We start from the raw sequence: 15,286 nt of genomic DNA on the forward strand, positions 1-15,286 counted from the left end.
CATGAGCAGCCTGACCGTAACACCTCTCAGCACCGCCCTTGGCGCCCAGATCAGTGGCGTCGACATCACCCAACCGTTGAACAGTGAAGACCGCGACGCCATCGAACAGGCGCTGCTCAAGCATTCGGTACTGTTCTTCCGCAACCAGCCGATCAACCCGCAGCAACAGGCGCGGTTCGCGGCGAATTTCGGCGACCTGCACATTCACCCGATCTACCCCAACGTGCCGGAGCAGCCAGAAGTGCTGATCCTCGACACCGCCGTGACCGACGTGCGCGACAACGCCATCTGGCACACCGACGTGACCTTCCTCCCGACCCCGGCCCTCGGTGCGGTACTGAGCGCCAAGCTGCTGCCGGAGTTTGGTGGCGATACGTTGTGGGCCAGCGGGATTGCCGCGTATGAGGCGTTGTCCGAGCCGTTCAAGAAACTGTTGGACGGTTTGACGGCAACCCATGACTTCACCCGCTCCTTCCCGCTGGAGCGTTATGGCAACACGCCGGAAGATTTGGCGCGCTGGGAAGAAGCCCGGCGCAAGAACCCGCCGCTGTCTCACCCGGTGATTCGTACACACCCGGTGAGCGGGCGTAAGTCGCTGTTCGTCAGCGAGGGGTTCACCAGCAAGATCAACGAACTGGAGCCGGCGGAAAGCGACGTGGTGTTGAAGCTGCTGTTTGCCCATGCGACACGGCCGGAATTCACCATTCGCTGGCGTTGGCAGGAAAATGACGTGGCGTTCTGGGATAACCGCGTGACCCAGCATTACGCGGTGGATGATTACCGGCCGCAGCGGCGGGTGATGCATCGGGCGACGATTCTTGGAGATGTGCCGTTCTAGCAGGCACACCACAAATCAAATGTGGGAGCGGGCTTGCTCGCGAAAGCGGTGAATCAGTCGACATATCCAGTGACTGACACTCCGCTTTCGCGAGCAAGCCCGCTCCCACATTGGGTAGAGGTTGATGCCGGAATCGGGCTCTACCGCTTATTCAGCCGTAGACGGCTTCTCCCACAAGTTAATCCCGCCTTCCTGGGCAAACCGATCAATCTCCGCCAGTTCCTGCGCGCTGAAGCTCAGGTTCTGCAACGCACCGACGTTTTCAATGATCTGCTCCGGCCGGCTCGCGCCGATCAGGGCGCTGGTGACCCGTGGATCACGCAACGTCCACGCCAACGCCATCTGCGCCAGGCTCTGGCCACGGCGCTTGGCAATTTCATTCAGCGCGCGGGCGTGGGCGATGTTGGCCTCGGACAAGTGCTTGGCCTGCAACGAACCACCCCCCGGACGATTGACCCGCGCATCCGCCGGTACGCCGTTGAGGTATTTGTCGGTCAGCAGGCCCTGGGCCAATGGCGTGAACGCGATCACCCCGGCACCGAGTTCTTCGGTGACGTCCAGCAGGTCTTTTTCCACCCAGCGGTTGAGCAGGTTGTAGGCCGGCTGGTGGATCAGCAGCGGGACTTTCCACTCCTGGAGCAGCGCCGCAATTTCCCGGGTTTTCACGCCGGAGTAGGACGAGATCCCGATGTACAACGCCTTGCCCTGTTGCACGGCGGTGGCCAGTGCGCTGGCGGTTTCTTCCAGCGGGGTGTCGGCATCAAAACGGTGGGAATAGAAGATATCCACGTAATCGACGCCCAGGCGTTGCAGGCTCTGGTCGAGGCTCGCCAGCACGTACTTGCGCGAACCGCCGCCCTGGCCATAAGGGCCCGGCCACATGTCCCAGCCCGCCTTGCTGGAGATGATCAGTTCATCGCGGTAATGCTTGAAGTCTTCCCGCAGCAAACGACCGAAGTTGATCTCGGCGCTGCCGTATGGAGGGCCGTAGTTGTTGGCCAGGTCGAAGTGGTTGATACCCAGGTCGAACGCGGTGCGCAGCAAGGCGCGCTGGGTGTCGATCGGGGTGCTGTCGCCAAAGTTGTGCCACAGCCCCAGGGACAGTGCCGGCAGCACCAGTCCGCTGCGACCTACGCGGCGGTAAGGAATAGATTCATAGCGGTTTTCGGCAGCAATGTAAGTCATCGAATCCTCTCTTGGACTTGGGGCAAATAAGGCCCGGGAATAAGCATATTCCCGGGCCTTTTAAGCAGCTGAATCGCTTAAGTCTGCCTATCCCTTTTACAGCAAAGTCCTACCAGAGTGGAACGACGTAGCTTACATAGAAGCGGTTTTCATCTTGCACCGTGGCACCGGTGATATCCGGGCTGGCGTGGGCATTTCGCCAGGTTACGCCGAGGCCTTTGAGGGTGCCGGTGGGCACCTGGTAAGCCACGGTGACGTTACGTTCCCATTCACTGGTAGTGCCTTGGGTGGTGCGGATGTCATCACCGTGTGCGTAGGACGTGGCGAAGGTCAGGCCGTTAAGGCCGAGTTTGCCGAAGTCATATTTGTACTGCGCCAGCCAGGTGCGCTCGCCGGCATGCTGGAATTTGTTCAGTTGCATGTTGGTGAGTGCCGGGGTGTCGGCGCCCGAGCCCGGGCCCTGGTTGCTGGCACCGCTGTTCAGGCCGGAATCCAGGTACGGGAAGTCGCTGTCGCCGCTGTTTTTCTGGATGCCCAGGCCGACGGTATGGCCGTCCAGGCTGTAGCTTTCCAACAGGCTGACGGTGGACTGGTTGATGCGGCCCTTGGAGGTGCCATCGCCGTAGAGACCCGCAGCGGAATAGTCTTTGTCGCCCGCGGCGTTTTCACCCACACCCAGGCTGCGGTACAGGCGCACGTCGGTGTCGATCGCGCCGACAGACAAGGCGTCATGGCGCTTGGCACCGAGGAAGAACTGCTGGTAGTAATCCTCAAGGTTGGAGTACCACAGGCTGACGGTGGTGTCCGGCAAACCTTTGTAGTCCGCACCGCCGTACAGGAAGCGATCGCTCTCTTTGGTGCCGCCGGCGGTGATCATGCCCTGGTCGCCGGTTTCGTTGCGGATCTTGGTCTTGAGGATGTCACCGGCGGTAAAGGTGAAGTCGGTCAAGTCCTTGGAAACCAACTGCACGCCGGTGTTGGTCTGCTGGTACAGGCGGCCGTCGGTGTTGGCCAGCACCGGGTTGTTGCCGTATAGCGTACCGACGCGCAATTCATCCTGGGCGAAGCGCATCTTGAAGGTCGGGCTGAGCACGCCGAACTGGTCGGCCGACTTGCCGTTATCCAGCGGGAACATGCTGCCGGGGTAGCGGCCCTGGTGATCCTTGTCATTGAGGTCGCCGCCGGAGTCCAGTTTCAAACCGTAGAACGCCTGCAGGTCCAGGCCAAAGCCCACCGGCCCATCGGTGTAGCCGGACTTGAAGTTGAACTCAAAACCCTGGCCCCAATCGCGGATGCTGTGGGCCTTGTTATTGCTGTTCACCACATCGCGCCCCTGCTGATTGAGGTAGCGGTTGAGCAGGGTCACGTCGGCGTGGCTGTCATCGATAAAATCGGCGTGGGCGGACAGCATAAAGCTCGCCATGGCGGCACCCACCATGGGGCTTAATAACGTCTTCATTGGTACCGGTCTCCGTCACTGTTCTGAAATGAAAGCGTCAAACGCTTCACACAATTAGGCGATGGCCATGTGACAGTTCGGAGTCAAAACACCCTTTACCCGGATGAAATTAAATTTAAGAAACCCAGTAAAGACGCGGGTTAGCGGGCAGTGGCGAAGATTTCGGCGAGCCAATCGACGAACACTCGCACCCTCGGCGACATGTGTCGGTTTTGCGGGTAGAGCACCGAAACCGGCATGGGCGGCGGTGGTGTATCAATGAGGATTTCCTGCATCACGCCCTGGTTGATCAGCTCGGCGATGCGGTAGTGCGGGCACTGGATAATGCCCAGTCCGGCGACTGCGCTGGCGGCATAAATCTCTGCGCCGAACACCGACAGCGCCCCCTCGATCGTCACTTCCTGCACCTGGCCGTCGACCATGAATTCGAAGGGGAACAGCTTCGCGGTGGTGCGTGAAACATAGTTCACCGCACGGTGCTCGCCCAGGTCGGCGAGGCGCTTCGGCTCGCCGTATTTGCGCAGGTAGGCCGGGCTCGCGCAGGTCACCTGGCGCAGCGTCGCAACCCGGCGACCGATCAATGCCGAATCCCCCAGGGTGCCCGCCCGCAGCACACAATCCACGCCTTCGGCGATCAGGTCGACGAAGCGGTCCGCCTCGCTGATGGACAGCTCGATTTCCGGGTAGCGCGCCATGAATTGCGGCAGCGCCGGGATCACGAAGTACTTGGCCAGGGTGCCGTGCAAATCCACCCGCAGGCGGCCCTTGGGGGCCACCGAACGGAAGGCCAGTTCCGCCTCTTCCAGCTCCGCCAGCAGTTGCACACAGCGCAGGTAATAGGCCTCGCCATCCAGCGTGGGGCGGACGCGGCGGGTGCTGCGCTCAAGCAACCGCGTGCCGAGCCAGGCCTCGAACTGGTTGAGGGTGTGGGTCAGGGTGGCGCGCGGCAGGTTCAGGTCATCGGCCGCCAGCGTGAAGCTGCTGCGTTCGTAAATCCTCACGAACACTTTCATCGCTTTGACCTGGTCCACGGCGCGTCTCCATTGTTGGCGATTCTTGAACAGTCAAGGCAACTCTGGCGCATTTATCGGCCTGGGTAAACATGTGAATCTGCTTCCACACCCAACCACTGCCCCAAGGAAACCCGATCATGACTACCCAAGTTGCTATCGTTACCGGCGCCTCACGCGGCATCGGCGCCGTGGTTGCCAGACAACTGGCCGCCGACGGTTATGCCGTCGCCATCAACTACGCCAACAGCGCCACCGAAGCGTCAAGGCTGGTAGTGGAGTTGCGCCAGGCCGGCCACCAAGCCATAGCGATCCAGGGCGACGTGGCCAGCGCCGCCGACGTCAAGCGCCTGTTCGACGAGACCGAAGCCCAGCTGGGCAAGGTTGATGTGCTGATCAACAACGCCGGGATCCTCAAGGTGCTGCCGCTGGCCCAACACAGCGATGAGCTCTACAACCAGAACTTCGACATCCATACCCGCGGCACCTTCAACGCCCTGCGTGAAGCCGCCACCCGCCTGAACGACGGCGGGCGCATCGTCAATTTCTCCAGCAGCACCGTCGGCCTCAACTTCCCCGGTTATGCGGTGTACATCGCCAGCAAGGCAGCGGTGGAATCCCTGACCCAGGTGTTCGCCAAGGAAATGCGCGGCCGGCGCATCACCGTCAACGCCGTTGCCCCGGGGCCGGTGGCGACCGAACTGTTCCTGCATGGCAAAAGCGAAGAGCAGATCCAGGGCCTGGCCAAGATGGCACCCCTGGAACGCCTGGGCCAACCGGAAGATATCGCCCGCGTGGTGGCGTTCCTGGTGAGCCCGGCCGGTGGTTGGGTGAACGGGCAAATCCTGCGGGCCAATGGTGGTTTGGTCTGAAGGCCACGCAGCACTCACTCTACGACGCACTAATATTGTGGCGAGGGAGCTTGCTCCCGCTGGAGTGCGCAGCGCTCCCATCTTTTTTGGGGCCGCTGTGCAGCCCAGCGGGAGCAAGCTCCCTCGCCACAGGTTTGCTGTTCACGGAAAATCAGCGGGTATCAGGAGACTTCAGATATGCACACCGCCCTCGTCATCACCGCCGGCCTGATCCTCCTCGAGCTGATGCTGTTCATCGGCCAAAAGCTGGGCGTCAGCCGGCACATTCTGGCCTACAGCTTTGTCGGGATCTGGCTGGTGGTGTCGGTGGTGAACGGCGCGGTAGGTGTGGTCACTGCCGGCCAGCCCCTGGTCTCGGAGCTGGTGATCGGCAGCGGGGTATTCGGTGCGCCGTTGGTGGCACTGGCCCTGTTTATCAGGGCCTGAGCCTTAACGAACCAGGTGCAGGAACTGCATGTGCCGTTCGTACTGGTCGAGGATGTCGTTGATGATCTGCTCCTTGGTGTAGCCCACCAGATCGTAGTCCTGACTGCCCTCGCTCAAGTGCACTTCCGCCCGGTAGTAGCGGCGGTTGTTGAGCTGCTTGGAACCCATGCCGCCCCGTGCGAATGACGGGGTGAAATAGCCGCGCATCTGCACCTGATACACAAACGGGTGCTGCTCGCCGTGGCCGATCTCCAGGCTGACGCTGTCGTTGGCCGGGTCAGGCTGGGTGACGACGTTGAGGCCTTTTTCGACAAACACCGCCGTCACTTCTTCGATGGCCGGACGCACCGTGGTCTCGAGGAAACGGTACACCTCATCCCGTGACGGGAAATGCACCGCCTGGCTCAGGCGCTGGCGCCAACCGCCCGTGCCCTTGCGTGACCCCGATACCGGCGCGAGGGAATGCATCTGCGCAATCTGCTTCTGCGACTCAAGGTAGAACGCCTTGTGCAGCCCCCACATCATCAGCAGCAGGATCATCGAGAACGGTAACGAGGTCAGGACCACGGCCGACTTGAGCGAGTCGATGCTGCCGGCAAACAGCAGCGCGCTGGTCACCAACGCGGTCATCGCGCCCCAGAACACCCGCAGCCACTTCGGCCCGTCTTCATCGGCGTTGCCGCCTTTGGCCGACAAGGTCGAGAGCACCACCGTGCCGGAGTCGGCCGAGGTGACGAAGAACACGAAGCTGATAAACACCGTGACCGCGATCACCGTCTTGCTCCACGGGTAGGTTTCCAGCAGCAGGTAGAGGCTCATCGACGGGTCATCAATGGCCGACTGTCCCAGCGCCGTAAGGCCGTGGTTGAGCACCTGGTCGATGGCGCTATTGCCGAAGATCGACATCCACGCCAGGGTGAAGCCCAGCGGGATCAACAGCACGCCGAACACGAATTCACGGATGGTACGACCGCGGGAAATGCGCGCGATAAACAGGCCTACGAACGGCGACCATGCGATCCACCAGGCCCAATAGAACACGGTCCAGCCGCCCAGCCAGTCGCTCGGTTTGTCGTAGGCGTAGAGGTCGAAACTCTTGGTCGGCAAGGCGCCGAGGTAGTCGCCGATGTTCTGGATCAGGGTGTTGAGCAAGTGTTGGGTAGGGCCGGCGAACAACACGAACAGCAGCAGCGCACAGGCCAGCAGCATGTTGATGTCGGACATCACCCGCACGCCCTTGTCGACGCCGGAGACCGCCACCAGGATCGCCGCGCCCATCATCAAGGTGATGAGGCCGACCTGGATCCACTGGGTGTGGGCCACGCCGAACAGGTAATCGAGCCCGGAGTTGAGGTGCAATACGCCAAAGCCCATGTCGGCGCCGAGGCCGAACACCGTGGCGATGATGCCGAAGCCGTCCACCGCATAACCGATGGGGCCGTTGATGCGCTTGCCGATCAGCGGATACAGCGCCGAGCGCAACGCCAGCGGCAGGTTATGCCGGTAGGCGAAGTACGCCAGGGCCATGCCGACGAAGGCGAACACGCCCCAGCCATGCAGGCCCCAGTGCAGAAACAGGATCTGCATGGCCTGGCGCGCCGCGTCACCGTTCAGGGCCTCGCCCTGGGGCGGTTGCACCAGGTGAGTCAGGGGTTCGGACACGCAGAAGAAAAACAGCGTGATGCTGATCCCGGCGGCGAACAGCATGCCGGCCCAGGACAGGTAACTGAATTCGGGCTCGTCGTGGTCGGCACCGAGTTTGATCTTGCCGTAGCCCGATAACGCGGTGACCACCACGAAGACCAGATACAGGGTCATCGCCAGCATGTAGTACCAGCCGATCGTGTTGGCCGCCCAGTTTTGTGCGGCCAGCAGCCAGGCGCCGGCTTGTTCGGGAATCGCGATGACGGTCAGGCCGAACAGCAGGATGAAGCTCGCGGCGAAGTAAAACACCGGCGGATTCATGCGGACCAGACCGCTGGAAGGTGTGGACGATGCACTCATGTAGGGCGCACCTCAAGGATGTGGGATGTGGCTGTGAAAAACGGACTCAGCAAAGGTAAGCCTCCTGTTGTGAGCGGGCAGCGAACCACCGATTTAACTTGAACGAACAGTCAAGTTAAACATGGATAGGGGTTTGAGGACTAATCGCAGGGCCGAGTGGTAGGTGTTTCCTACACTAGCTCAAGGAAAGGTATGACGTATGGGGATGACGAAACGTTCAGCGATTGCTGAGTGAAATACGGCTCGAATTTGGGTAGTGCGGTTCAAATTTGGAATGCAGACAAAATGTGGGAGCGGGCTTGCTCGCGAATGCGGCGTGGCAGCCAACACTTCTGGCGACTGATACACCGCATTCGCGAGCAAGCCCGCTCCCACATTGGATCTGTGTGATCGTTAGAGAGGGCGCTGTTCTATTTCTGCGTCCCATCATCATGCTGCAGATTCGCCTGGGTCAGGTTCGCCCCCGCCGGCACACTGCGCGTCAGCCACACATTGCCGCCAATGGTCGAGCCCTTGCCAATCGTAATCCGCCCCAGGATCGTCGCCCCGGCATAGATCACCACATCATCCTCGACAATCGGATGCCGCGGATGGCCTTTCTGCAATTGCCCATCCTCATCCGCCGGGAAACGCTTGGCGCCCAATGTCACGGCCTGGTAGATCCGTACCCGCTCGCCGATGATCGCCGTCTCGCCAATCACCACACCCGTCCCGTGGTCGATAAAGAAGCTCGGGCCGATCTGCGCGCCCGGGTGAATATCAATCCCGGTCGCCGAATGCGCGATTTCCGCGCTGATGCGCGCCAGCAAAGGCAAGCCTGCCCGATACAAGTGGTGCGCCAGGCGATGGTGAATGACCGCCAAAATCCCCGGGTAGCACAACAGCACTTCATCCACGCTGCGCGCCGCCGGGTCGCCGTGGTAGGCGGCGAGCACGTCGGTGTCCAACAGGCTGCGCAAGCCTGGCAACGCCAGGGCGAAATCCTGGATCAGGTGGATGGCATGGGCGTCGACTTCACTGTCATCCTCGCCACCTTGCCGCGCGGCATATCGCAGCTCCAGGCGCGCCTGGGCGAGCAATGCATTCAGCGCCACATCCAGGGTGTGGCCGACGTAGAAGTCTTCACTTTCTTCACGCAGGTCCACCGGCCCCAGACGCATGGGGAACAGCGCACCACACAACGCCTCGAGAATCTGCGCCACGGCTTCCCGTGAAGGCAGCTCGCGCCCGCCCTGCTCGCCGCTGACCCGGCCGTTGCGGGTGCGCCACTGGTCCCGGGCGCTGCGCAGCTGGCTGACGATGGTCTGTAATTGCCAATGACTGGAACGCTCACTCACGGTCTTCACTCCTGACGAAATGCCCATCACTTTACGGCAAGGAACCTGAGCGTCCTTAAGAACCAATAGTGCAATGCTAATAACCCGCCGACATAAGCGATTGGCGGTTGCCGACACAAAAGTGCCTGCCTATAGTCCCAGCATCTCTGACCACCCGTGCGTAGCCATGATCAAACAACAGCTCGACCGCTTTAACCGTCTGGAACTGCTGGGCGGCGCCACCGCCCTGGAAAAACTCGAGCGGCTGTCGGCCTGGCTGGGGCGTGACGTCTACGTCAAACGCGACGACACCACGCCGCTGGCGATGGGCGGCAACAAGCTGCGCAAACTCGAATACCTTGCCGCCGATGCGCTGGCCCAGGGTGCCGACACCCTGGTGACCGCCGGCGCGATCCAGTCCAACCATGTACGCCAGACCGCTGCGCTGGCCGCCAAGCTGGGCCTGGGCTGCGTTGCCCTGCTGGAAAATCCGACGGGCACCGAAGACCCCAACTACCTGGCCAACGGCAACCGCCTGTTGCTGGAGCTGTTCGACGCCAAGGTCGAGTTGGTGGAGAACCTGGACAACGTCGACGACCAGCTCAACGCCCTCGCCGACCGCCTGCGCAGCAACGGCAAGAAGCCGTACCTGGTGCCCATCGGCGGCTCGAATGCCCTCGGCGCACTGGGTTACGTGCGCGCCGGGCTGGAACTGGCCGGGCAGATTGAAGACAGCGGCATCCCGTTCTCCACCGTGGTCCTGGCCTCCGGCAGCGCCGGCACCCACAGCGGCCTGGCCCTGGCGCTGGCCGAAGTGCTGCCCGAGCTGCAAGTGATTGGCATCACGGTGTCCCGTACCGACGAAGCCCAGCGCCCCAAGGTGCAGGGCCTGGCCGAACGTACCGCCGAACTGCTCGGCGTGCCGCTGCCGGACGCGTTCAAGGTGATCCTGTGGGACGAGTACTTCGCCCCCCGTTATGGCGAGCCGAGTGCCGGCACGCTGGCGGCGATCAAGCTGGTAGCGAGCCAGGAAGGCCTGCTGCTGGACCCGGTCTACACGGGCAAGGCCATGGCCGGGTTGCTGGATGGCATTGGACGCCAGCGCTTTGAAGAGGGGCCGATCATCTTCCTGCACACGGGTGGCGCACCGGCGTTGTTTGCTTATGATTCGAGCTTTTGATATTCAATAAAGAAATATCAATCTGATTTTATATTATTTTCAAGTCTTAAAACCCGGCTTTATAGTCGCGCCGTAGGCGAGCTTGATGGCGATACGCATGACTGGGCAGATCCAAAACACCGAGTTGATGCAATCGCGGGCAAGCCCGGCTCCCACACACCGCGCTTTTAAGGCAGGATACGACTACCGCGTCACCTGCATCGCTCAACATAAAAAACACAGGGGCTCTTCATGACTATTTCCGTATTCCGTCGCACGTTACTGGTTGGCACATTGGGGCTGGCGCTTGGCGCCGGGTGGCTCGGTCAGGCAGTTGCCGGCGAGCAGTTGGACAACATCAAGAAAGCCGGCGAAATCAAGATTGGCCTGGAAGGCACCTACCCGCCGTTCAGCTTCGTCGATGAAAGCGGCAAGCTCAGCGGTTTCGAGGTCGAGTTGTCCGAAGCGCTGGCCAAGAAGCTGGGCGTCAAGGTCAAGCTGCAAGCCACGCCGTGGGATGGCATCCTCGCCGCCCTGGAATCCAAGCGCCTGGACGCGGTCGTCAACCAGGTGACCATCTCCGATGCGCGCAAGGAAAAGTATGACTTCTCCAAGCCTTACACCGTCTCCGGGATCCAGGCGCTGACCCTGGCGAAGAACGTCGACACCATCAAGACCGCCGACGACCTGGCCGGCAAGAAAATCGGTGTGGGCCTGGGCACCAACTACGAACAATGGCTCAAGGAAAACCAACCGAAAGCCATCGTCAAAACCTACAACGATGACCCAACCAAGTTCCAGGACCTGCGCATCGGCCGTGTCGACGCCATCCTGATCGACCGCCTCGCCGCGCTGGAATACGCCAAGAAAGCCAAGGACACCGCCGCTGCAGGTGCTGCGTTCTCCCGTCAGGAAGCCGGTATTGCCCTGCGCAAAGGCGAGCCTGAACTGCTGGCCGCGGTGAACAAGGCTCTGGACGAACTGCGCGCCGACGGTACCTTGAAGAAGCTGTCCGAGAAGTACTTCAACGCTGACGTTACTCAATAATGGAAGCAGGTTTCCAACTCGCGCTGGACTCCGCGCCCTTTCTGCTCAAGGGCGCGTACTTCACGGTCATCCTTAGCCTCGGCGGGATGTTTTTCGGCTTGCTGCTGGGCTTCGGCCTGGCCTTGATGCGCCTGTCGCGCTTCAAGCTGTTGAGCTGGACCGCCCGCGTCTACGTGTCGTTCTTTCGCGGCACGCCCTTGCTGGTACAGCTGTTCCTGATCTACTACGGCTTGCCGCAAGTGGGCATCGAGCTGGATCCGATCCCGGCGGCCATGATCGGCTTTTCGCTGAACATGGCTGCTTACGCCTGTGAAATCCTGCGTGCCGCCATCGGTTCCATCGAGCGCGGCCAGTGGGAAGCTGCGGCCAGTATCGGCATGACCCGTGCGCAGACCCTGCGCCGGGCCATCCTGCCGCAGGCCATGCGCACGGCCTTGCCGCCGCTGGGCAACAGCTTTATTTCCCTGGTCAAGGACACCGCCCTGGCCGCCACCATCCAGGTGCCGGAGCTGTTCCGCCAGGCGCAATTGGTCTCGGCCCGTACCTTCGAAATTTTCACCATGTATCTGTCCGCCGCCTTGATCTACTGGATTCTTGCCAGCGTCCTGGCGCACGTGCAAAACCGCCTGGAAGCACGAGTCAACCGGCATGACCTGGAGTCTTGAAGCATGATCGTGGTTGAAAAACTGACCAAACAATTCAAGGGTCAGGTGGTGCTTAACGGGATCGACCTTGAGGTCAAGGAAGGCGAAGTCGTCGCCATCATCGGCCCCAGCGGTTCCGGCAAGACCACCTTGCTGCGCTGCCTGAATTTCCTCGAAGAACCCACCAGTGGCCGAATCAAGGTCGGTGACATCGAGATCGACAGCAGCCGCCCGCTCAACCAACAGCAAAGCCTGGTGCGGCGCCTGCGCCAGCACGTGGGTTTTGTGTTCCAGAACTTCAACCTGTTCCCGCACCGCACGGCCCTGGAGAACGTCATCGAAGGCCCGATCGTGGTCAAGAAGATGCCCCGGCCCGCCGCAGATGCCCTGGGCCGCAAGCTATTGGCCCGGGTCGGCCTGGCAGGCAAGGAAGACGCCTACCCACGCCGCCTCTCCGGTGGGCAGCAGCAACGGGTGGCCATTGCCCGGGCCCTGGCGATGGAGCCGGAGGTGATCCTGTTCGATGAGCCGACTTCGGCCCTGGACCCGGAGCTGGTAGGCGAAGTACTGGCGACCATTCGCAGCCTCGCGGAAGAAAACCGCACCATGGTCATCGTGACCCACGAAATGAGTTTCGCCCGGGATGTGGCCAACCGGGTGATCTTCTTCGACAAGGGCGTCATTGTTGAACAAGGCGAAGCCAAGGCGCTGTTTGCCAACCCGAAAGAAGAACGTACCCGGCAGTTTCTCAGCAAGTTCATCAACAACTAACTTGCGCCGATTCATTGTAAGAAGCTTCGCTTTATAGAGTTGCCGAAAGGCAACTCGCCTCTTTAGTGTTTTTGGGGAAACACCCTTTATTCATTGGGTAAAAGTCACCCTGAAGCACGCACTTGCAGCGCCCTCCCAGTAAGACCCTTCTGAATATTCCATAACCCCCTGTTTGCCCCGCCCAGCCTCTTGACGCCAACTAACCAAGCCTCTTATCTAACGCCCAGAGGATTGGATCCATTCTGGTTTTTTATTAAATCGTTTCTTTCGGACTACGTCGCCTGCCCGCGCCTGATGTCCGGAACGATTGCTGCTGGCTGCACCAAGGAGATTATTTATGAAGCGTATTTCCACCCAGGCGCTGCTCACTGCCCCGACCTTGCCCCAGGCCCATCGAGAAGGCATCAATGCCCTCGCTGCGACAAACCTGCAGGTCGATATCGCGCCTTACTGCGGCATGGACGAGGGCGACCTGATCGAGTTGTTCTGGAACAACTGCTTTGCCGCCTCCCGGCGCATCACCGCCGGCAAGATCGGCATGCCCACCAGCCTGCGAGTGCCGGAGAGCTTTGTGCAAAATGGCCCGGCACGGATTCATTACCGGGTCATGCAGGTCGGCCACGGCCCGGCGCGCTCGGCCATCACCCGGGTGCAGGTCAAGACCGACTACCCCGGCGGCATGCCCTCGGCACTGAGCCTTGATGAAAACCAGAACCTGGCCGCCGTCAGCCTGCCCGAGACCATCCGTCGCCATGGCGTCAACAGCAGCCAGATCCGCCGTGGCGTGCCCCTGACCATCGAGCCGTACCTGAACATGGCGACCGATGACGAGATCACCCTGCGCTGGGGTGACGTGCGCCTGGACCTGCCGAGCATCCAGGCTGGCGATGTGGGCAAGGCGGTGCAGGTGTGGGTGCCGTCGGCCATCATTGTCGAGGCTGGGGACGACCATCGCCTCGAAGTGACCTACTGCATTCTCGACCGGGTCGGCAACAATTCAAGCTGGGCGCCAGCCCGCATCCTGCGCATCGCCGCGCTCGCTCCCCAGGCCCCGACCAGCCCCGCCAGGGCCCCGCTGGCCTACCAACCCCGTCGCCCCGGCTCGCCTTGTGAACCGGGGTGACAGACCTTCTATGCATATTCCTAAAAGTTAGTTTATTAAAAAATTTAACACGCTTAGGGTATATGCACCGGACCACCGGACATTCCTGATTTTTTTATCTTTTCAACGGATGTGAGGTAGGTATGGTCAAAATTACCCCGGTGCGTAACGCCAGGGCATTGCGTGCAGCCAAGGAGCGGCGCTGATGTCTAACTTGGCACAAACACCCCCCCAGAGTGATCTGGACGTTGCCCCGCTGTTGTTGCCCGCCAAAGTGCTGCGCAACGACGCCGAGGCCCTGAGCGCCGCCCACGAGCTGGCACAGGCCGCGCGCCTGCAAGCGGCCAGGCGCGATCAGCAACGCAAACTGCCCTGGGCTGAAATCGAACACTTCACCCGCAGCGGCCTGGGCAGTATTTCCATTCCCCGTGAGTACGGCGGCCCGCAGGTGTCCTTCGTGACCCTGGCCGAGGTGTTCGCGATCATCAGCGCGGCCGACCCGGCGCTGGGGCAAATCCCGCAGAACCATTTCGGCATCCTGCACGTGCTGCAAGGTGCGGCCAGCGAGCGCCAGAAAAAGCAGCTGTTCCAGAGCGTGCTGGACGGCTGGCGCATCGGCAACGGCGGCCCGGAACGCGGTACCAAAAACACCCTGGACCTCAAGTCACGCATCACCGCCGAAGGTGACGGCTACGTCGTCAGTGGCCAGAAGTTCTACTCCACTGGCGCGCTGTTCGCCCATTGGGTGGCGGTCAAGGCCTTGAACGATGACGGCAAAGTCGTCATGGCGTTCGTGCGCCGTGGCACCGAAGGCCTGCGCATCGTCGATGACTGGTCCGGCTTTGGCCAACGCACCACCGCCAGCGGCACAGTGCTGCTGGATCAAGTGGCGGTGGACGCCGAACTGGTGGTGGAAACCTGGCGACTCGGCGAAACACCGGGCATCCAGGGAGCAGTCTCGCAATTGATCCAGGCGGCCATCGATGCCGGCATCGCCCGTGGCGCGATCGACGACACCATCAGCTTTGTACGCGAACGCTCGCGGCCATGGATCGACGCCAAGGTCGAACGGGCCAGCGATGACCTGTATGTGATCGCCGATATCGGCAAGCTGAAGATCGAACTGCACGCCGCTGAAGCCCTGCTGCGCAAGGCCGGCCAGGTACTGGACCAAGTCAGCGCCGCACCGATCACCGCGCAGTCCGCCGCACGCGCGTCGATTGCCGTGGCCGAAGCCAAGGTGCTGACCACCGAGATTTCCCTGCTCGCCAGCGAAAAGCTGTTCGAGCTGGCCGGCAGCCGCGCGACCCTCGCCGAATTCAACCTCGACCGCCACTGGCGCAACGCCCGGGTGCACACCCTGCACGACCCGGTGCGCTGGAAGTACCACGCGGTGGGCGCTTACCACCTCAACGGCACTTTGCCTGCCCGACATTCCTGGATTTAACCGACC

14 protein-coding genes are annotated in these 15,286 nt (G+C 61.4%); 9 read left to right on the top strand and 5 right to left on the bottom strand.

Annotated features, from left to right (window positions below; all coding sequences use genetic code 11):
* Position 1 precedes the first annotated feature (1 nt).
* Positions 2–838: a taurine dioxygenase gene (gene tauD, locus A462_RS14265; RefSeq protein ID WP_008435804.1), complete on the top strand. Its 837-nt coding sequence runs from the start codon at positions 2–4 to the stop codon at positions 836–838.
* A gap of 147 nt (positions 839–985) precedes the next feature.
* Here the strand turns inward: tauD and mgrA are convergent, their stop codons facing one another.
* From mgrA to A462_RS14250, 3 genes are all read right to left on the bottom strand, one after another.
* Positions 986–2,023, bottom strand: coding sequence for an L-glyceraldehyde 3-phosphate reductase (gene mgrA / locus A462_RS14260; RefSeq protein WP_003211877.1), 1,038 nt, complete (start codon positions 2,021–2,023; stop codon positions 986–988).
* Positions 2,024–2,132: 109 nt separating this feature from the next.
* The gene (locus A462_RS14255; RefSeq protein WP_008435805.1) at positions 2,133–3,461 is read right to left on the bottom strand and encodes an OprD family outer membrane porin; all 1,329 of its coding nucleotides are present in this window, start codon (positions 3,459–3,461) and stop codon (positions 2,133–2,135) included.
* Positions 3,462–3,622: 161 nt separating this feature from the next.
* Positions 3,623–4,513, bottom strand: a complete 891-nt coding sequence (locus A462_RS14250; RefSeq protein ID WP_008435806.1) for a LysR family transcriptional regulator — start codon at positions 4,511–4,513, stop codon at positions 3,623–3,625.
* Between the two features lie 119 nt (positions 4,514–4,632).
* On the opposite strand from A462_RS14250, the gene A462_RS14245 reads away from it, so the two are divergent.
* Together A462_RS14245 and A462_RS14240 are read left to right on the top strand one after the other, a co-directional pair.
* Positions 4,633–5,364, top strand: a complete 732-nt coding sequence (locus A462_RS14245) for an SDR family oxidoreductase (protein ID WP_008435807.1) — start codon at positions 4,633–4,635, stop codon at positions 5,362–5,364.
* Positions 5,365–5,541: 177 nt separating this feature from the next.
* Complete coding sequence (locus A462_RS14240; RefSeq protein WP_008435808.1) at positions 5,542–5,790, top strand: hypothetical protein; 249 nt, start codon at positions 5,542–5,544, stop codon at positions 5,788–5,790.
* A 3-nt stretch (positions 5,791–5,793) separates the two neighbouring features.
* Here the strand turns inward: A462_RS14240 and betT are convergent, their stop codons facing one another.
* Complete coding sequence (betT, locus tag A462_RS14235; protein ID WP_177325575.1) at positions 5,794–7,755, bottom strand: choline transporter BetT; 1,962 nt, start codon at positions 7,753–7,755, stop codon at positions 5,794–5,796.
* Between the two features lie 449 nt (positions 7,756–8,204).
* Entirely contained in the window at positions 8,205–9,131 is a 927-nt protein-coding gene (gene epsC / locus A462_RS14230) for a serine O-acetyltransferase EpsC (protein WP_008435810.1), read from the bottom strand.
* 166 nt (positions 9,132–9,297) lie between these two features.
* On the opposite strand from epsC, the gene A462_RS14225 reads away from it, so the two are divergent.
* The 6 genes from A462_RS14225 (at position 9,298) to A462_RS14200 (ending at position 15,280) form a co-directional block, all read left to right on the top strand.
* A complete protein-coding gene (locus A462_RS14225) occupies positions 9,298–10,290 on the top strand; it encodes a D-cysteine desulfhydrase (RefSeq protein WP_008435811.1) in 993 nt (330 codons plus the stop codon).
* Between the two features lie 231 nt (positions 10,291–10,521).
* The gene (gene tcyJ / locus A462_RS14220; RefSeq protein ID WP_003211859.1) at positions 10,522–11,316 is read left to right on the top strand and encodes a cystine ABC transporter substrate-binding protein; all 795 of its coding nucleotides are present in this window, start codon (positions 10,522–10,524) and stop codon (positions 11,314–11,316) included.
* A complete protein-coding gene (gene tcyL / locus A462_RS14215; RefSeq protein ID WP_003211857.1) occupies positions 11,316–11,981 on the top strand; it encodes a cystine ABC transporter permease in 666 nt (221 codons plus the stop codon). The genes tcyJ and tcyL overlap by 1 nt, the downstream gene beginning before the upstream one ends.
* Before the next feature lie 3 nt (positions 11,982–11,984).
* On the top strand, positions 11,985–12,731 hold the full coding sequence (gene tcyN, locus A462_RS14210) for an L-cystine ABC transporter ATP-binding protein TcyN (RefSeq protein ID WP_008435814.1): 747 nt from the start codon (positions 11,985–11,987) through the stop codon (positions 12,729–12,731).
* Between the two features lie 337 nt (positions 12,732–13,068).
* Positions 13,069–13,854, top strand: a complete 786-nt coding sequence (locus A462_RS14205; protein WP_003211852.1) for a hypothetical protein — start codon at positions 13,069–13,071, stop codon at positions 13,852–13,854.
* Positions 13,855–14,038: 184 nt separating this feature from the next.
* Entirely contained in the window at positions 14,039–15,280 is a 1,242-nt protein-coding gene (locus tag A462_RS14200; protein WP_008435817.1) for an SfnB family sulfur acquisition oxidoreductase, read from the top strand.
* Positions 15,281–15,286: the final 6 nt, after the last annotated feature.

It is taken from the genome of Pseudomonas sp. Ag1, from assembly GCF_000278565.1.
Classification (GTDB): domain Bacteria; phylum Pseudomonadota; class Gammaproteobacteria; order Pseudomonadales; family Pseudomonadaceae; genus Aquipseudomonas.